The sequence below is a fragment of the Alkanindiges illinoisensis genome (assembly GCF_004377485.1).
Classification (GTDB): Bacteria; Pseudomonadota; Gammaproteobacteria; order Pseudomonadales; family Moraxellaceae; genus Alkanindiges; species Alkanindiges illinoisensis_A.
On the sequence record NZ_SNTY01000003.1, the window covers coordinates 59,405 to 78,176 of the forward strand.

18 protein-coding genes are annotated in these 18,772 nt (G+C 46.1%); 4 read left to right on the top strand and 14 right to left on the bottom strand.

What is annotated here, in order from left to right; genetic code table 11:
- The first annotated feature begins 108 nt into the window (after positions 1-108).
- Both rbtA and E2B99_RS00280 read left to right on the top strand, forming a co-directional pair.
- Positions 109-2,004, top strand: coding sequence for a rhombotarget A (gene rbtA, locus E2B99_RS00275; protein WP_134243012.1), 1,896 nt, complete (start codon positions 109-111; stop codon positions 2,002-2,004).
- The gene (locus E2B99_RS00280) at positions 2,004-4,535 is read left to right on the top strand and encodes a CSLREA domain-containing protein (protein ID WP_166738947.1); all 2,532 of its coding nucleotides are present in this window, start codon (positions 2,004-2,006) and stop codon (positions 4,533-4,535) included. Before rbtA ends, E2B99_RS00280 begins: the two co-directional genes overlap by 1 nt.
- A 75-nt stretch (positions 4,536-4,610) precedes the next feature.
- Here E2B99_RS00280 and E2B99_RS00285 read toward each other — a convergent pair whose 3' ends face one another.
- From E2B99_RS00285 to E2B99_RS00350, 14 genes are all read right to left on the bottom strand, one after another.
- Complete coding sequence (locus tag E2B99_RS00285) at positions 4,611-5,012, bottom strand: DUF3106 domain-containing protein (RefSeq protein ID WP_134243014.1); 402 nt, start codon at positions 5,010-5,012, stop codon at positions 4,611-4,613.
- On the bottom strand, positions 5,002-5,328 hold the full coding sequence (locus tag E2B99_RS00290; protein WP_134243015.1) for a hypothetical protein: 327 nt from the start codon (positions 5,326-5,328) through the stop codon (positions 5,002-5,004). Before E2B99_RS00290 ends, E2B99_RS00285 begins: the two co-directional genes overlap by 11 nt.
- A gap of 13 nt (positions 5,329-5,341) precedes the next feature.
- On the bottom strand, positions 5,342-5,941 hold the full coding sequence (locus E2B99_RS00295) for an RNA polymerase sigma factor (protein WP_134243016.1): 600 nt from the start codon (positions 5,939-5,941) through the stop codon (positions 5,342-5,344).
- Between the two features lie 191 nt (positions 5,942-6,132).
- Positions 6,133-6,921, bottom strand: a complete 789-nt coding sequence (locus E2B99_RS00300) for a TrmH family RNA methyltransferase (protein WP_134243017.1) — start codon at positions 6,919-6,921, stop codon at positions 6,133-6,135.
- A 136-nt stretch (positions 6,922-7,057) separates the two neighbouring features.
- Positions 7,058-8,059, bottom strand: coding sequence for a class 1 fructose-bisphosphatase (locus E2B99_RS00305; RefSeq protein ID WP_134243018.1), 1,002 nt, complete (start codon positions 8,057-8,059; stop codon positions 7,058-7,060).
- A 178-nt stretch (positions 8,060-8,237) separates the two neighbouring features.
- Complete coding sequence (pal, locus tag E2B99_RS00310) at positions 8,238-8,837, bottom strand: peptidoglycan-associated lipoprotein Pal (RefSeq protein ID WP_134243019.1); 600 nt, start codon at positions 8,835-8,837, stop codon at positions 8,238-8,240.
- Positions 8,838-8,992: 155 nt separating this feature from the next.
- Positions 8,993-10,282 carry a Tol-Pal system beta propeller repeat protein TolB gene (gene tolB / locus E2B99_RS00315; RefSeq protein ID WP_134243020.1) on the bottom strand — a complete coding sequence of 430 codons (1,290 nt, stop codon included), beginning with the start codon at positions 10,280-10,282 and terminating at the stop codon, positions 8,993-8,995.
- Positions 10,283-10,348: 66 nt separating this feature from the next.
- Positions 10,349-11,923 (bottom strand): cell envelope integrity protein TolA, encoded by a 1,575-nt coding sequence (tolA, locus tag E2B99_RS00320; protein WP_134243021.1) that lies wholly within the window; start codon positions 11,921-11,923, stop codon positions 10,349-10,351.
- A 22-nt stretch (positions 11,924-11,945) separates the two neighbouring features.
- Positions 11,946-12,392: a protein TolR gene (gene tolR / locus E2B99_RS00325; protein ID WP_134243022.1), complete on the bottom strand. Its 447-nt coding sequence runs from the start codon at positions 12,390-12,392 to the stop codon at positions 11,946-11,948.
- A 2-nt stretch (positions 12,393-12,394) separates the two neighbouring features.
- Positions 12,395-13,120 carry a protein TolQ gene (tolQ, locus tag E2B99_RS00330; protein ID WP_134243023.1) on the bottom strand — a complete coding sequence of 242 codons (726 nt, stop codon included), beginning with the start codon at positions 13,118-13,120 and terminating at the stop codon, positions 12,395-12,397.
- Between the two features lie 33 nt (positions 13,121-13,153).
- Positions 13,154-13,555 (bottom strand): tol-pal system-associated acyl-CoA thioesterase, encoded by a 402-nt coding sequence (gene ybgC / locus E2B99_RS00335; RefSeq protein ID WP_134243024.1) that lies wholly within the window; start codon positions 13,553-13,555, stop codon positions 13,154-13,156.
- A gap of 704 nt (positions 13,556-14,259) precedes the next feature.
- Positions 14,260-15,261: a Holliday junction branch migration DNA helicase RuvB gene (ruvB, locus tag E2B99_RS00340; protein ID WP_134243025.1), complete on the bottom strand. Its 1,002-nt coding sequence runs from the start codon at positions 15,259-15,261 to the stop codon at positions 14,260-14,262.
- Positions 15,262-15,360: 99 nt separating this feature from the next.
- Complete coding sequence (gene ruvA, locus E2B99_RS00345) at positions 15,361-15,972, bottom strand: Holliday junction branch migration protein RuvA (protein WP_134243026.1); 612 nt, start codon at positions 15,970-15,972, stop codon at positions 15,361-15,363.
- A gap of 88 nt (positions 15,973-16,060) precedes the next feature.
- On the bottom strand, positions 16,061-17,422 hold the full coding sequence (locus E2B99_RS00350) for a deoxyguanosinetriphosphate triphosphohydrolase (protein ID WP_134243027.1): 1,362 nt from the start codon (positions 17,420-17,422) through the stop codon (positions 16,061-16,063).
- A 476-nt stretch (positions 17,423-17,898) separates the two neighbouring features.
- Between E2B99_RS00350 and E2B99_RS00355 the strand changes: the two genes are divergently transcribed.
- Positions 17,899-18,150 (top strand): hypothetical protein, encoded by a 252-nt coding sequence (locus E2B99_RS00355; RefSeq protein WP_134243028.1) that lies wholly within the window; start codon positions 17,899-17,901, stop codon positions 18,148-18,150.
- 15 nt (positions 18,151-18,165) lie between these two features.
- Complete coding sequence (locus E2B99_RS00360) at positions 18,166-18,579, top strand: hypothetical protein (protein WP_134243029.1); 414 nt, start codon at positions 18,166-18,168, stop codon at positions 18,577-18,579.
- Positions 18,580-18,772 lie beyond the last annotated feature (193 nt).

Below are 18,772 nucleotides of genomic sequence, written 5' to 3' on the forward strand. Positions count from 1 at the left end.
TCTGTTCGCCGCTGGTGTGCCAAAGTATCGTACCGCCAAGGAGATACACTGATTATTTAGTGTTCACATGGCTGTGAAAATAATAACGCTCGAGAAGGAGTCGCGTTTATGCTCAAGCGCACAATTGGCCTGGGTCTTCTGTGCATGGCTAGTCATGCTTACAGTGCAAACATTGTGGTAAACACCACAGAAGATGAGTTTGATGAAAAAACTCCCAATAGCACGTGTTCATTGCGTGAAGCCATTCAACTTATTAACAGTACCGATGCTAATGGCAAAATTCCAGAGGCAGGCTTTGGTGGCTGTAGTGGTAAAGATGCCAGCCCTTCAATTGTGCTTGAAACCGGTAAAACCTATTTTCTCAATAAAGAAGTGGCAATCAAGAAATCGTTAAGCATCAATGTCCTTGATGAGGCTGGCAATAGCACCAAGTATGCAGGCGAAAAAAATGCCATCATTCAGGCCAAAGGTGCCCATCGACTGTTTACCATTGATGATGGTAATCCCAATATTGCCAATCTGGGTATTATCATCGGGCAGGTCGATCTGGTCGGGTGTGGCGCAGAATCTAAAAATACTGCTGAATCCTGTGCGCCAATTGGTGGCCTGATTTTTAACCGAGAAAACCTTAGCCTTAGCTTTTCACGCTTAAAAAATGGAGTAGCGGATACCAATGGCGGTGCTATCTATAATGAAGGGATTGGTACAGGTCCAAACGCAAGTTTAGCAGCAGGTCTTTTAACCCTCACCAATGTGTTGTTCCAGAACAATCAGGCTGCTGAGGGCGCGGCCATCTATAGTGTCCAGCCACGCTATGAAATCGTAGGTTCAGTGTTTCGTGACAACAAGGCAACTGGTGCAAACGGAGCCATTGTATTTGTAAACCGTCCTGGAGATGCAACCACCACCAATGGCAGTACCTCAACTGCCCGAACGGGTAACATCCGCAGCTCGACCTTTTTTGACAATCAGGGGTGGGTTGCCAATTTGCTGGATGGCATGGTCATCAATAGCAGCACTATTATAAAAAATACTGCAGGCGTCTACCTAAATTCAGCTACTGGTTCAGCCAACCTGTCCAACAGTATTGTTGCCGAAAATGGCAATAGCGACTGTATTATTGCGCCAGACAACAAAGCCGTTACTAATAATGTGGTGTATAGCAATGGCTGTGGTGATGGAGAGGTGGGCAACCGAAACACCAGTCTGAATAATATCACCACGCCGAAGCAGTTACTGGCCAATAACGGTATTAGTGGTAAGCTTGAGGGCAAATGTGACCAGCCGCCTGCAGTGGGTCTGTTATGTCCTTTTGCTATGGAAAAAGAAATTTTTAATGGCTTTTTCAAGCCACGGTTACTTGCGGATTATAAATCCATTCTTCAATCACCCATTGTTAACCGCGGCCGGGTTGCAAGTGGCGGTGCGACTACCAATACGCTAGCCTGTGAAAGTACCGATCAGCGCGGCAAAGCGCGTGAAACCACAGTATTGTGTGATGTGGGTGCCATTGAGCTGGTCATTGAAGATAAAGGCAAGATTGGTCAGGATATCAAGTATAACCAGAATGCAGAAATTGACCTGACAGATTCATTGGGTGATGGTCAGCTCTGGCCTAAAGAAAGATGCAAAGAAGTTTTCCAGGATTTACCTAATCCACCAGCCATAACTGAATGGCAACCGGGCTGCCTGCAGTTTGTAGAAGGAAAAGAAGCGAAAAAAGGTAGTTTAATCCTGGATGAAAATGCACTACTAAAATATACACCCTTTAAAAATTATCATGGCAGTGATGACTTTTCAATTAAGGTTGTGACTACCACTAGTCGTTTTTCAGAAGGAGTCAACGACCGCAGTATTACTTTGCGGGGCACAGTAGTGCAGGAACCTGATAATAATTTTGAAAATAAGTCGGTCAAAACATCCGGAGGCAGTACAGGGTTTGTTGGGCTATTGGGTTTACTAAGTCTGGTATGGATGCGTCGTCGTTTACAGGGAGTAAAATAATGTATCGCAAGTCGTTATTAGCACTTGTTGTTCTGGCTGCATTACCTGTGACAGCGGCCACTGATCGAACATTGTATGTAAGTACTTTTGAGGATGAAGATGGCGAAAACGCAAGTGCTTGTTCATTGCGTGAAGCCCTTCAGGCTGCCACAACCAATCGCGCCTATGGGGGCTGTATTGCGGGACAACTAGATTTGACGGATCAGATTAAATTAAAGGCTGATATTTATAAATTAAAGAAACCACTGATTATTGGTTCTAATATCACCATCAGCGGTGCTGATGCTGCCGATTTTAATAAAGAAGACCCTTATACCAATACTTATCCGGCACGTAGCAGGCTGGAAACCACTATTGAACCTGCCGATAGTAATGCAGTATTTAGCCTGTTTGATAGCACTGGTTCTCGGGCCACTCTCAACCTTAACAACCTGATTTTGCAAAATGCAAAAAGTAACCGGGGTGGCGCGATCCGTGCGGGTGGCAGTTTAACTCTTAACCGGGTACGCATTTCCAATTCCAGTGCAACGGATTCCGGCGGTGCAATTTACCTTGAAGGGGGAAGTGCCAATCTTAATGCAGTGGATAGCTTATTTGATAAAAATATAGCCGTTCGCGGTGCTGTAATTGGCATGTCCTGTCAGGATAATGTGAGCTGGACACCTCACTCAGTGACCTTGGAGAGAACCAGTATTTACGATAATGGCTCACCGACTGCAACCCAGAGCGTGATTGATTATTGTGGAACAGTGACTAGTAGCATTAGTGCTTCAACTATTGCTGAAAATAAAAGTAATAATGTCATTATCAATTATATTTTAACTGATCAATATCCATTACATCCCACCAGCTCATTGAGCCTGACCAGCGACACCATTGTAAAAAATGGTGGGAAAGCAACCTTGTTCTATGACAATGTAGGTAAACTTGCGTTAAACGGTAGTGTTATTGGATTTAACACGGGTAAAAGTTGTGGATATGCATTGGGTGCAGCGGCAGCGGCCAAACTGGAAGCTAAAAACAGTAAGATAACATCCAGTTATAATGCCCTGATTAAACCCAGTGATACGATAGTGAATCAGGGAGAGTGTGATTTACCCGACTATTTATATAAAGACGCGGATAAAACACTGGTGAGCTTGGCGCCAACTCCCGCTACATTTAATCGTATTTTGGCGCCGTTGTATCTCGATGATGATATCAATGCACTGGAATCCAAAGAGGGTCTTTTCCCAGCATACGTCCCATTACAGACCACTAGTGCTGACACCTTGATAGATGCAGGATCAGGTGGCTGTACGACCACAGATCAGCGTGGCCTAACTCGTAATAACACTACGGCGGGTAGTACAACCACCACCGATCTGAATGGCTGTGACATTGGCTCTGTTGAAGTAAGCAAATTAAGAGCTGCTGATGTATTGGGCGTTATTAATAGTTCACTACAAGCACCAATTGATCAATATGAAAATAATATTGATTATTATGAAAATATTTATAAAGACCCCGCGCTGGATAGTAAATTACTCAGTCGTTATAAAAAATTGATTGATGATGAAAAGACTATGCTGGCGGCGTATAAAGCCAGTCTGGCTTATCGGCAGGTTTATGCCAGTGTCTTAAATACTAGTACTGAACAAGAAAACTTTACGCCTGACAAGAATGGACTTAAAGCAGTACTGGAAAAATTTGGCGATGATTTTGATAAAAATTATCTTATGGATGTTAAGGTGGTAGGACGCGGTTCTGAGCAGTTTATCCAGACTAAAAAAGATAGTGACCTGACCGTTAAGGCTGATGATAGTAATCTGGAATGTAAATGGGATGATAAGCTGCGCCAAATTTTGGTTCGGCGCATGGATAATGCTGGTATTCTGGCAGCAACCACACCAGCCGGGGAATATGAGTATTGCAAATACACCATTACTTCCAAGAACCCACCTGTCGTCAGCTCGACAGGGTATGTACAGGCACGGATTGTCAATATTGCACCTATTGCAAAAGACGATGAATATACTGTCAAATATGGTTCTGTAACGCCAATTACACTAGATATTTTGGCGAACGACAGTGATGATGGCGATGGTGCGCCGGATGTTGAAGGTTATCCTAAGGGCTATCCAAAATTTTACCAAAATGCGGGAACTGGAAGCTATGCCAATATTAAGCTAGTGACCAAGCCAGCACTGGGAACTTTAAAATTTGAATATGAGCAGCCTTGTCCCGATAATTCAAATACCCGTCCTGAAGAAACCTGTTATGGCGGCAAGATTACCTATACCCCAAAAAGCTCATTTTCAACCTTTAATGATTCATTTAAATATAAGGTACTTGATCAGGACAGGGCAGAATCTAATGAGGCGACTGTAAAAATTATTAATACGGCAACGACTACAGATGACACTCGTGGTGATAGTGGCAGTAGCTCGGGCAGTAGTGGCAGTAGCTCGGGAGGCGGAGGTGGTTCTGTCGGACTGTTTGGGTTATTTGGACTGGCCAGCCTGATTGCTATACGTCGTAAAATGAAATAATAATATAAATTAAGTCCAGTCCAGTAAAAAGCCCATCAATATGATGGGCTTTTATTTTTAATAGTTCAGCAATAATTAATCATATTTTTGCATGATTTTTTCACGTAATTCTTCACGTTGCTCAGGCGAAGAAGCTGTTTTAAGCTGTGCTTTCCAGTGTTCTCGTTCACTATCACTCATGTTTTGCCAGACTTCGCGCATTCGTTGCTGCTGATCTTTAGGTAACTGGCTAAACCATTCCATGCGCTGCTGCAAATCCTGCCGATCCTTGTCATCCAATTGCCGTAAAGCTTGATAGGATTTTAACAATTCAGCACGTTCTTCAGGAGTAAGTTTTTGCCAACTCGCTGGCATTGGGCTGTTAACCAGCACATCTGGTTTTTCAGATTTTTTTGCTGGGCTAGCAGCCATTACAGGCGCTAGGGAAAAATCCAGAACTATCAGTGCCAAAACAATAGGAGTGAATTTAGCTGCCATATTTTTTGGTTTCCGTACCTAACAGACTCAGCATTTCCAAGTCTTCAATCATTTGTGGTGAAAGTTTGGCAGTACTAACAGTTTGTGGTTCAACATTGGGTTGATGCGATAACAAGGTGGGCGCAAGGCTAATTCCTGTAATGGCAGCCGCTAGGGCAAAACCACTCATGGCCCAGATATGCCGTCTTGCCGCCGGACGCTGTTGTATACTGCTCATCACATGCTCTAGCACCTTATTGGTTTCAGGATGATGGTGTGCCTGCTTTTCCAGTGTCTGGACAATTTTATGAATAAATGGATCATGGGGAGTCATCATTAGGTCCTCATGGTTATTCGGGATTGAATTGTGAAAGATGAAGGCGCAAGGTTTGTATCGCGCGGTGATAATGGGTTTTTACACTGCCTTCGCTACAATCCATGATAGTTGCCGTGGTCTTGGTGTCCATATTTTCCCAAGCACGTAATAAAAAAGCCTGCTGCTGGCGCAAGGGAAGACGTGAAATTGCTTTTTGAATTTCCTGTAGGGTAAATTCCTGATTTAGAAATTCTGCCGGATTAATATTTTGCTCGTCTTCAATCAGCAAGCTGGAATCCAGTTCCTGCTCATCTTCTACAACCGTAAGTCTCAGCCATGCAAAGCGCTTTTGCTTACGGGTTTCCTGCCTGCGCCAGTCCATCAGCCGATTATTTAAAATGGTATAAAACAGCGGTGTCCATTCTGAGGCTGGGCGTTTGGCGTAGTGTTGATGTAGGGCGATAAAACTTTCCTGAACCAGGTCCCGGGCAACATCATGGTGACCGGTAGCAGCTTCCATCATGATCAGCGCACGACCGCTAACCTGCTTAATGAATACACTTAAGCGCTGCTCAATACTCTCAGTCGAGTCAACAGTAGAAGCATGTACATCGGACTTTGGAAAAGAATCCATGAGTATGGAGTATCCCATCACCATATGTGCTCCATCGTTTGCCGGAATATAAATACAATTGTATGTATCTATAACGTCCAAGCGCGATGGTGCGTTGACATCAAACCAAGTTAAATTTAAAAATTTTGACTCAAAAAAGTTTAAACAAAATGAAAGTGAATGTCTAAAGACATCTGTAAGTATACTTATGGCTAGGTGAGTCGTTGACGTACCATTTCAAACAGGCATATTGCGCCTGCGATGGCGACATTTAACGATTCCTGTCCACCGGGTTGTGGAATGGCAATTCCCTGAGCGTGTTGCAACAAATTTTCACTAATGCCTTGGCCTTCATTACCCATTAACCAGACACATGGCTGCTTGAGGTCAAGCTGATATAAAGATTGCTGGGCATGGGAACTGGTGGCATATACAGGCAGGGAAAATGTAGGTATCAGTGAGTCTAAGGCCACATGCTCGAAAATACTCAGGCTAAATTGCGCCCCCATACCAGCACGCAATACCCGTGGTGACCAGATAGCAGCTGTGCCTGTACTGCAAATAATTTGTTTAATTCCTGCAGCTGCGGCAGTCCGCAATAAAGTGCCTACGTTACCAGGGTCTTGTAGGTTTTCCAGAACGAGCATGTCGCTATTCTGGTTAATCTCAGCAGGAGAAGCGGGGGTATTAATAACTGCCATGATATCAATACCCGGTCCAAGCGTACGTATATCCTGATAAAGACTTTCAGTAAGGACATAAACAGGTAAGCCGCTAAGCTGATCCAGCAGTTGCTGGACTTCCATGTTTTCCAGTGCCTGACGCGTGAGATAAAATGCGTTTACCGATTTTCCGGTTTTAAGATAGGCCTCGATTAAATGCACGCCTTCCAGAACGGTCTGTTGTTGTTTTTTCCGATAGTTCGCCTGCTCGCATAAACCCCGCAAGTGCTTAACCTTATTGTTGTCTTTGGCGTGAATATCAATAAAAGATAAAGTCATGGGCAAATCGTCTAATTTTAAAATAATCCGGATTAAGCGTAAGCTAATGTCAAACAAATTCCAAAATATTAAATGCTGGCCCTGCATCCACAAGTTTTAGCAGTGAGCCAGCGTCCATCAAGTTATAAGCTGTGTATTAAACTGAAGCAGGATCCTGATGATAGGAAACCAGACGTTCTACTTCATTTTTGGAACCCAGAATAACTGGAATACGCTGGTGCAGGTCATTCGGCTTGACATCCAGAATCGGCTGGCGACCAGTACTGGCTGCACCACCAGCCTGTTCAATCAGCATTCCCATTGGATTAGCTTCATACATCAGGCGTAAACGTCCGGCCTTGCTTGGGTCTTTCAGATCGTAGGGGTACATGAAGATGCCGCCACGTGTCAGGATGCGATGAATATCACCGACCATACAAGCGACCCATCGCATGTTGAAATCCTTGCCACGTATACCGGTTTTACCAGCAATGCACTCGTCAATGTAGCGTTTAACAGGTGCTTCCCAGTGACGGGTATTGGAGCTATTAATTGCAAATTCCTGCGTGTCTTCCGGAATGCTAAGACGTTCGGCGGTCAGGATAAATTCGCCAACATCACGATCCAGTGTAAATACATCAACACCATCACCCAATGTTAACACCAGCATGGTAGAAGGGCCATAAAGCACATAGCCAGCCGTAACCTGTTTGCGGCCTTCCTGCATAAAATCTTCAAAACGCGCAGCACCCGCATGGTCTTGCTGCAAAATAGAAAAAATGGTGCCGACGCTCATGTTGATGTCAATATTGCTGGAACCATCCAGAGGATCAAACAGTAGCAAATATTTGGCATCGTCGTTGCCAGCAATCATTTCGTCCATTTCTTCTGAGGCTAGCGCGGCAACCTTGCCACCACTTAATACAGTATCCATTAACAGCACATTGGATACCACGTCCAGCTTCTTTTGAACTTCGCCCTGTACATTGTCACTGCCTGCACTGCCCAACATATTGGCCAGTGCGCCTTTATGCAGTGCTGCACTGATGGCTTTACAGGCAATCGAAACCTGTACGATCAACTGGGTTAGGTCAGGAGTTAGATGTGCTAAACGCTGTTGTCGATCCAGTAAATACTGATTCAAGGTGATATTAGACATCGATTGCTCCTCAAGCGGTTCCAAGACAGTTTTTCTAAATTTAAATACAGGATAGGACACGCGACTTTTGTAAAAAAACGGGTAGGGTATCTCTGTAAAAAACAGGTGGCTCAATAAAAACAGGCTGCCTTTGCAACCTGTTATTCACTTAACCTGCGTAAAGCCGGGCTATTATAGTTTAGTTAGGGGCGCCTGCGCTGTAATTAATTTCAACCCGGCGATTTTCTGCCCAGGCTGCATCGTTGTGGCCTTCATTGACAGGCTGTTCCTTGCCATAGCTCACAGTTTCAATCTGCTCATTACGCGCACCATTGGTGACTAAAAAAGCTTGTACTGATTTGGCGCGACGCTCGCCCAGTGCCATATTGTATTCACGGGTTCCACGCTCATCAGTGTGGCCAGTCAGGGTAACGCGGGCACCATTATTTTGTGACAGGTAACGGGCATGAGCGTTTAGGGTTGCCACATCAGTCTGGGACAAATCGCTGCTGTCATAGTCAAAATGTACCACACGGGCAGCCAGCGCCTGACGAACCGCATCAATTGGGCCATTACCATTGGCGCCAGTTCCGTTCAGACCAGTGCTGTTAATGTCGCCATTGCTGCCAAGACCAGTACTGGAAGCGCCAGTGCCAGCGCCTGTAGTGCCATTACCGGCGGTAGCTGTGGTATTGGCAGTAGTGGCTGGTTTACGGCTGGCACAACCTGTCATGGCCAGTGCAATAGCAAGGCCCGGAATCATTAATAGATGCATGGTTTTTAATGAGGATTGGTACATAGTGTCTCCAGTTCAAATTTTGTGTCAGGGTCTACCTTAACGCGTCTCTAAAACATTTCAATGATTTTTACATTTTTTAAAAAAGAATCAAAGTGTTGTAGAGAAGCTTAATTTAAGGTGAGTTTAAGCAAGCGTAATTTTAGTCACTTACGTCCTTAGCGACGTGGTGCCCAGGCAGGTTCCCGGACTTCACCTTGCTCACTTGGCAAACGCATTCTAAAGCGGCCATCGACTGACATAATTGATAGCATGCCACGACTGCCTTCACGAGTGGCATACACTACCATTTGTCCATTTGGCGAAAAGCTTGGTGATTCATCCAGCGGTGTAGGGGTTAAAATACTAATCACCCCAGAGGCCAGATCCTGTACGGCAACCTGATATTGGCTACCTGCTTTACGATGCACTAATGCGAGGCTACGACCATCACTGCTTAAAGTGCCACGTGCATTAAATGGCCCGCTAAAGGTTAAGCGACGGGTACTGCCATCATCAAGGTTGTAGCGATAAATCTGTGGAGTGCCGCCACGGTCCGAGGTAAAGACAAACGATTTTCCATCAGGACTGTAACGTGCTTCGGTATCAATAGCAGTATCGCGGGTCAGGCGGGTAATGCGCTTGGTGGCAATATTCATTTCATAAACTTCAGGATTGCCATCCATAGAGCCTGTAAACAACATTCTTTGGCCATCTGGTGAAATACTGGGCGCGCCATTTAAACCTTTGAACTGGGCTAGAACTTCACGTTGTCCCGTTGCCAGATCCTGTAGGTAAATGGCAGGACGCTTGGTTTCAAAGGAAACATAAGCCAGTTTGCGTGCATCTGGTGTCCATGTGGGTGATAAAATCGGCTCTGGCGATTCCAGAATGGTTTTGGGCTGCTGGCCATCAGTGTCGGCAATTTGCAAGGTATAGATGAGCTTGCCAGCTTCACGGTTACGCAACACGTAGGCAATCTGGCCAGAAAAATCACCCTGAATACCAGTTAAAGCCTGATAAATTTTATCAGCAATCAGGTGGCCGGCTTCACGCTGGCGGCTGGCTGGAACTTGCAGTACTTCGCCCAGTAGGCGAGTATTCTTCTTGACGTCAAACAATTCATACTGGATTTGCAGGCCATCGCCCGATGGGGTAACTTTACCAACCACCACATAAGGGATACCGCTGCTTTGCCACGCGCCTACATTGATTTCGGCACTGGTAGTAGGGCGTTCTGGCAGGTTGGTTGAGGCGCTATTAAATTTGCCTGAGCGCTGCAAGTCGCTTTGTACAATGGAATACACCAGATTATCAGAGGCAAAAGGCACGACTGCAATTTGTGGTGCTTCTTCAAAGGCTTTGGCGACTTCAAAAGTGAGCGCAGCATGGGCAATTTGAGTTGTTAAAGCAGGCAAAAATGCACTGCTGGCAACAATGCAGGCAGTAAGCAAGCGTGATTTAAGCATGATTTAGCAACTCCTTGGATATTCGTAACTGTTTTTTGACTGGGCTACCATAGCAACTTTTTTCCATTATTTAAATGTGGGTTCAAGCCGCTGCGCCAATTTTCGGGCTTCCGGATCATCCGGCATGTCATAGGGTGCAGCTTGTTCAATGGCCGCACGGATGCTGGCATCACAGTCATCATTGCCACTTGATTTGGTGAGAACCACGGATGCAACCTGACCACTAGGGGTGAGGCTAATTCGCGCTTTGGCTGAATTGCCGTCACAGCCTGCTGGTTTGCGCCATGCACTTTTCATTCTATTTTGAAAACCTGCTGTAGACACAGCCGCTACTTTTTTCGCTTCTGCCTTAGCATCGGCTTTTGCTTTGGCTTCATCGGCTGCTTTATTGCGGGCTTCTTCTTCAGCTTTACGTTTGGCATCTTCGGCTGCTTTTGCCTTACCTTCATCTGCTTTGCGTTTAGCATCTTCAGCCGCTTTTGCTTTTGCTTCACTGTCCGCTTTAGCTTTGGCATCTGCTGCTTTTCGCTTGGCGTCGGCATCTGCCTTGGCCTTGGCATCACTTGCGGCTTTCTTTTTAGCGTCGCTATCGGCTTTGGCCTTTGCCTCGACATCTGCTTTACGTTTTGCATCAGCATTTGCTTTGGCCTGTGCATCTTGTGCCCGTTGTTTCTCAGCGTCTGCCTTCGCTTTTTCAGCATCTGCCTTGGCTTTGCGATCCGCTTCAGTTTTACGCTTGGCATCTTCAGCGATCTGGCGTTTTTTCTCTTCAGCAGCTTTTACTTTAGCATCCTGTTCAGCTTTGCGCTTTTGCTCAGCTTCGGCCTGACGTTTGGCGTCTTCAACCTGACGTTTTTTTGCCTCAGCCGCTTTTTGCTTTTCCTGCTGCTTGGCATCCTGCTGTTTACGTTTGGCGTCTTCGGCAGCTTTCGCTTTGGCTTCTTCTTCGGCTTTATGTTTCATGTCAGCCTTTTCTTCAGTCGCTTTAAGCTTGGCATCCTGAATCGCTTTGCGTTTGGCTTCCAGCTCGGCCTGACGCTTTGCTTGTGTGTCTGCTTTTGCTTGCTCAGCCTTGCGTTCAGCCTCAGCTTTAGCCTGCTGTTGTTTAGCTTCAGCTGCTTTTTGTGCAGCCAATTCCTGTTGTTGCTTTTTCGCTTCAGCCGTTTTTTCTTGCATTTCTTTTTGTTTTGCAGCTTTTTCCTCAGCTTCTTTTTTCTGAGCTTCAGCACGTGCTTTTTGTTGCGCTTCCTGTTGCTGTTTTTTCTGGTCAGCAACAGCTTTGAGTTCAGCAGCTTTTAAGGCAGCCAATTGCTCTGACGTTGGGCCAGTGGGTTCGGGTTCTACGGCAGGCTCTGGTTCAACAGTCGGTTCAGGCTCAGCAATAGGATCATCTACGGGTTCTGCAACCGGTTCAGTTGCTGGCGCTTCATCTGAGGGCAGTGGGGTAGCAGAAGCAGCACTATCCTGCATTTGCTGTAATTGTTCAGGAGTTACCAGAATAGCCTGTAAAGGTTTTGGCGGAATTAAAGGATCACTTTTTCCAAAATACAGCAAACCACCCAGCAGGCTGGCATGCAGGATCAGGGTAATGGCCAGCGGTAGGCGATTTTGTTTAAAAGACGATGGCACAGGCCGTTTCATGGACATACCTTATTTGCCAACCTCAGGATTTTGGCTGGTCAGTCAGCAAGCCAACCTGACTTAAACCAGCTTCTTGCAGGGTAGACATCAACCCAACCACTTTGCCATAAGCAACATTTTCATCGCCATTGACCAGCACCATCAGTTTTTGCTGCTTTTGTTCAGCGTCACTTTGAGCTTCTGCCAAACGGGTTTTTAGTTCATCTAGTGCTATCTGGTTAACACCATTACCAAATTTGAGTAAATACTCACCATCACTTTTTACCGTAACGATGGCAGGCTGGGTTTCAGACTGAAAAGGTGTACTTTTAGCCTGTGGTAAATCAACAGTGATGCCAGAAGTAATCATTGGCGCGGTGACCATAAAAATCACCAGCAATACCAGCATGACATCAATGTAAGGCACTACATTCATATCACTTTTTAGAGGCTTTTTAATCCGGCCAAACGGGCTGCCTTGCATTGCCATAATCAGGCGTCCTCACGCAGGGAGCTGGTGCTTGGGCTGGCTGTGCCATCAAGGGATTCACGTTGTAACAGGGCAGTCATTTCTTCAGCAAACAGGGCACGCTGCTGATAAACCGCTTCTGATTTTGCGCTATAACGGTTGTAGGCCAGTACCGCCGGAATTGCGGCAAACAAGCCAATGGCTGTAGCAATCAGGGCTTCAGCAATACCGGGAGCTACTGTTGCCAGCGTAACCTGTTCTACCTGTGCCAAACCGATAAAGGCATTCATAATGCCCCAGACTGTGCCAAACAGGCCAACATAAGGGGAAACCGAGCCAATGCTGGCCAGTGTTGATGCGCCATGTTCCAGCACATTTTGTTCACGTGACAGCGACACCCGCAGCATGCGTTCTGTACCGGAAATGGTGTCTTCGCGGCTGGCCTGACGCTTTTTAAGTTTTAAAAATTCGGTAAAACCTTCATAAAAAACTGATTCAATTCCTTGGCGATGCGGATGGGTCTGGGCATTTTTATACAGGGTTTTTAAGTCTGCACCTGACCAGAAAATCTTTTCAAAGCTATTATCCTGCTGGTTGCTTTTGCGAAATGCCATTTCCAGTTTGGCAATTAAAAACCAGCCATAAATGGACGCCAGAAATAAAATCAGCATGACAATCTGAACTACTGGACTGGCATGCAGGATCAAATCAGAAATGTTAAGTGATGTTGGAGTTGCAGTGGTTGGCATGGTGATTTCACAAAAATAAAAAGGATAATGACGCTAAGGGACTGATCTTACAATCAGATCATGGATAAATTCTGGAATTCTTCTGGGTTTTAACTGGGCATCCAGACAGGCCAGTGTAACGCTTGCAGAAGCCAGCAGTATTTCATCACGGTAAATATTTTGCTGCAAGGTAAATGATACTGATTTACATGAACTCACATCAACCGTCACCGTCAGTAAATTGTCCATGAAAATGGGCTTATGGTAGTGCACGTTGATCTGATGTACCACAAATGAATAATCATGCTGGTCCCAGTAATGCTGAACTCCTTGGGCGCGTAGCCATTCAGTACGAGCGCGCTCAAAATAGCGGATATGATTGGCATGATACACAATACCACCGGCATCCGTATCTTCAATATAAACCCGGATGGGAAATTTAAACGGCTCGACCACTGTGTCATCCTTGCGGGAAATGCACGATGAGCATAGCTTTTATTAGTTGCTGTAATCAAGTTGCTGAATGCTGTTGTCAACAGGGGCAGCCTGTGGCATGTATCGCTTTAGTAATCTCCCTTGAAAGGGTTATGCCAATCCATCTGTAATGAATACTTGCTGTGCCTAGGTGGCAGCTAAAGCAGAATGCAGGCTAATTTTAGTCTTGTATTGCTTATATTTTTTTCAAATGTGTCGTGTTGATAGGCTCAACCGATGCTGCCTGAGCCTATCAAAATGAATCTGGTTTTACTCTTGAAAGAAGTTTATTTAAATGGACTTTTCTTTGGCACAGGGGCAAGGTTATGGTTTACTTATCCTTACAGTTGAGCAAAGCCCGTATCCTGCAGGATGGTCGAGCGTTGCCTATTCTTATCACTCTGACATCGCCTTCATCTTGCGCAGGGTCAAGATAGTGCCTTGGTTATCCTGGCCAGAAAAATCACAGATTTTTCTCTTCTTGTGGAGCAGTGCTCCTCAGAGCGGAACATGAGAGGCATTGCCGCGCAAGGCTTATCCTAGCACTCGAGCAAAGCTCTCGTCTTGCGCCGCGGCAAATGAGGAACAACGTTCCGCGAGACGTAGTGAAATGAAGTGGCTTTGCTCTATCCTCTCCAGAAAAATCATAGATTTTTCTCTTGCGCTCGGGCGGAACAGTGTTCCGCTTATCCTCGCTCAGGTGGAACCATGTCGAACTGGTAATAAGCCTGATTGGTCGCAATGCGGCCACGCGCTGTTCGCATCGCAAAACCTTGCTGAATCAGGTATGGCTCAATCACATCTTCCAGCGTGCCACTATCTTCTGCCATGGCAGCAGCCAGTGCTTCAATACCAGCAGGCCCGCCGTTAAAGCGCTCCAGTAGCATTTGTAAATAACGCCGATCCAGCGTATCCAGTCCGTTTTTGTCCACATTCAGCATGTCAAGCGCACGCTGGGCAATATCCTGCGTGACTTCACCATTGCCTTTGACTTCTGCATAGTCACGCACGCGACGTAGCAGGCGATTGGCAATACGGGGCGTACCACGGGAACGCCGGGCAATTTCCTGTGCACCTTCGGGGGTCATGGGAATGCCCATCAGGCTGGCTGAACGATGCACGATATGGGTGAGGTCAGTAACTGAATAAAATTCCAGCCGCTGTACAATGCCAAAACGGTCACGCAGGGGCGAAGTCAGCAAACCCGCACGGGTGGTTGCAGCAACCAGCGTAAACGGCGGTAAGTCCAGCTTAATTGAACGTGCTGCCGGGCCTTCGCCAATCATGATATCCAGCTGGTAATCTTCCATAGCTGGATACAGGATTTCCTCAATCACAGGTGACAGGCGATGAATTTCATCAATAAACAGCACATCGCCATGCTCAAGGTTGGTTAATAGCGCCGCCAGATCACCGGCACGCTCTAGCACCGGGCCAGAGGTGGACTTCAGGTTGCCGCCCATTTCACGGGCAATAATATTGGCCAGCGTGGTTTTACCCAGTCCCGGCGGGCCAAAAATCAGGGTATGGTCCAGCGCTTCCTGACGGGTACGCGCGGCATGAATAAAAATTTCCATTTGTTCACGCACAACTGGCTGCCCCACGTAGTCTTCCAGACTGGTAGGACGAATCGCACGATCAAAATGGTCTTCTGGCTTTTCAGTTGCCGTAATTAATCGATCTTGCATGATTCCTCACTTAATTTTTTGCTCAACCTGCTAACTTAATGCGTTCAGCAAAATCCAGCTTTACTGCGCTGAATTGAACAAGCAGGCTTATTGAATAAATTACTGTTTCATCATCGACTTTAGCGCAGCGCGAATCAGGTCAGCGGTTTCGGTAAATTCGCTTTTTACTGCCCCGATGGCTTTTTGCGCTTCAAGCGGTTTATAGCCTAAAGACACCAGTGCAGCTTCGGCTTCAGCGACGGGTGAAATACTGGTAATACCAAACTGATGCGTACCCAGACTGCTGCCATCGCTGCTACCACTAGTGCTCAGGCTTTGCAGGCGGTCACGCAGCTCAATCACCAGACGCTCGGCGGTTTTTTTGCCTACACCGGGAATGCGGGTCAGGGTAGTGACGTCCTGCATATCAATTGCTTGGATCATCATGGCACTGCTCATGCTGGATAAAATGCTTAAGGCCAGTTTTGGGCCAACGCCATTCACCTTGATTAAAGTGCGAAACAGCGCCTTATCGGCGGTATCCGAAAAACCGTACAGCAAATGTGCATCTTCACGCACCACCAGATGCGTCCATAAAGTCACGTTTTGTCCAGGCTTGAGCTGGCAGAATGTGGACAATGGCGTATCAATTTCATAACCCACACCATTGACTTCCAGTAAAACTACCGACGCTTCCAGTGCGCGTACGACACCAGTCAGGGAACCAATCATACAAATACTCAAAACTAAAAATGAACGGGATCAACAAAATGGTTTATTGGGCTAAGCGGGTTAAAGCCAGTTTGCTAAAGCAAAGCGACTACAACAGAGTAACCCGATTGCCTTGCAGTTCCTGTGATAATGCATAGGCCTGATGGTCTGACAGGCTGCTCAGCATATCCAGGATCTGCATGATGTTGTGATAATGAAAGCTGGGTTCTTCTTTCAAGACCGCACCATGCGCATGCAAAATATGCATCAGGCGTTGCTCGCGAAAACTTAAATGATGCTGCTTAACCGCCAGCGGCATAAAGGCATCCAGCAACACATGCAAACTGGAATTGGCCACCAGCTCCAGCCGTGCCTTTTGTGGATGGGTAAAAATCCGTGTCCGCGCCAGATTTTTGGCCGCTTCCACGCCATGACACAAATCCGGCGGACAATGATCGAGCAAGCTGCCTTTAAGTTGCCCCGCCAGAATTTGTTCATGCTGGCGCTTAAACGCATCGGTCACTTCATCGACCAGCCGTTTCATAGCACGGCCGCGCAACGCCGCCAGTTTTTGCGGAATGGGAACATTACGGCTAATTTCATCGGGTGCACCATAATCTGCAATCAGGGTTAAAAACAGCGGTTCCACTTCATGATAATGCAGCATCCCCAGTTGCAGTCCATCTTCCAGATCAATCAGCGCATAGCAAATATCATCGGCAGCTTCCAGCAAATAGGTGAGTGGATGGCGGCAAAACTGATAATCACCAGTTTGAATTAAACCCAGATGCTCAGCAATTTCCAGCAAAATGCCTTTTTCACTTTGATAACAGCCAAACTTGGCGCGCCTGTGTGAAGGATGCAAACTGGCTGGATCAAGTGGTTTGGCCAGCCACGGATATTTTAAATACGCCCCCAGCGTGGCATAGGTCAGGCGCATACCGCCATCATCCGGGTGATATTCCAGACGGCTTAATACCCGTAAACCCTGTGCATTGCCTTCAAACTGGCACACATCGGCGCGCTGTTCAGGTGTGAGTGAAATCAGCAAATGCTGATGCTTTGGATGCTCAAACCAGTCGCGGATGGCATATTCACCTGCATGGCCAAACGGTGGATTGCCAATATCATGCGCAAGGCACGCTGCCTGAATAATGGCACCCACATCTGCTGGATCAATCCACGCTGGCAATTCACCCCTGATTTTTTCAGCGGCCAGCATGCCCAGCGAGCGACCAATGCAGGACACCTCAAGTGAGTGGGTGAGCCGGGTGTGAATCCCATCATTCTGGGTGAGCGGATGTACCTGTGTCTTGCGGTTTAGCTGGCGGAAACTGCTAGAAAAAATGATCCGGTCATAATCCTTATGAAAGGCTGTACGTCCCTGTTCACTGCTGCCATGCTGAGAGTGACTTTTTTTACTGCCCAGTCGAATGGGAGAAAGTAGCTGTGCCCAACGCATTACTTGCATAGAATCCAGATTATTATTCAGGTTATCAATTATAACTGATGATGCCAAAGATTATTGGTTTAAGCGAGGCTTATATAAGACGGGACGTCAAAATATGACGTACTTAAGCTAAAGGGCTTACATACAGCAGGATGCTAAACATAAGCCCTGTTAACAAAACAATATTATTAGATCTCTTGCATAAGTCTGGTTTCGACAAGCTCAACCAACGCTGCCTGAGCCTGTCGAAGGCAAGTTGGTACAACTTATGAAAGAAGTCTATTCTACTTATAAATATTTCTAAAAAACGGCCTGCCTACCCATTTTTCCAGTTTTTGGCACTAGCTATAAGAAGTTGATGACAAACCAATGTATTTCATTAAGGTATGCCGCTAAGCAATAGGACATGCTCATTTCACAAAGCGATCAGTGATCTGAGATGAGGTATTTGCATCTATCATAATACATTGATCAAGTTAAAAAAGTGGAGTCAAAATATGCTGTTTCGTACAAAAACATTATTTGCCGTTTCAACCCTGTCTTTAGCCCTTGCCAGTTCAGCATTTGCTGCCAGCCTTGACAGCCAGAGCAATGCCACTGTTAAAGTGGGAAATACCAATGCTGGAGTTTCTGTCAATGCCAATGCAGAAACAAATGGCAGTGGTGTATTAACAGGAATTAAAAGCCTGGGTAACAGTGCCGTAAATGGCCTTGAAAAAGCAGGTGGCGTGGTGGTGAATGAAACCTAATCTGCCACCAGTTATGTGGGTGACAAAACCGAGGCGGCATGGGATAAAACCAAAGAAGTGAGTAGCAGTGTAGCCAGCAATGTGAAAGCGGATACCAGTAAAGCAGCGCACGCCACCACTGATACCGTAAAATCAGGCTGGGACAAAACCAGACAGGCGGGTGAAACAGTCGCCGACAAAGCAGGCAACACCAGCGCGAATGTGGTGAATACCACAAAATCTACCAGTAAAAAAGCCTATGACAAAACTATAAATGGCAGCAAGAAACTGGCCAGTAAAACCAGCCATAAAATCAATGCAGGTTTAACCAAAACCAGGCAGCAGATTCATACCCCTGCGACAACTGTAGATGTTAATCACCAGACTCATGTTGAGACAGGTCTGGGCAAGGCAGGCGTTGCTGGAAATGCGCGTGTTGATGCGCGCTAATTGAACTGAAGATTTTGGGATGCGATAAATCACTTGGCATTCATCCTATCATTCCATACCCATGAAATTCCATAAACACAAAAGTACATGAAAAAGGGAACTTCGGTTCTCTTTTTTGTATGGAAAAAGGCAAATGGCGATCTCTAAAAGAAGTAAAATAAAATGTTTAAAATGTGACCGCAATACATGAAAG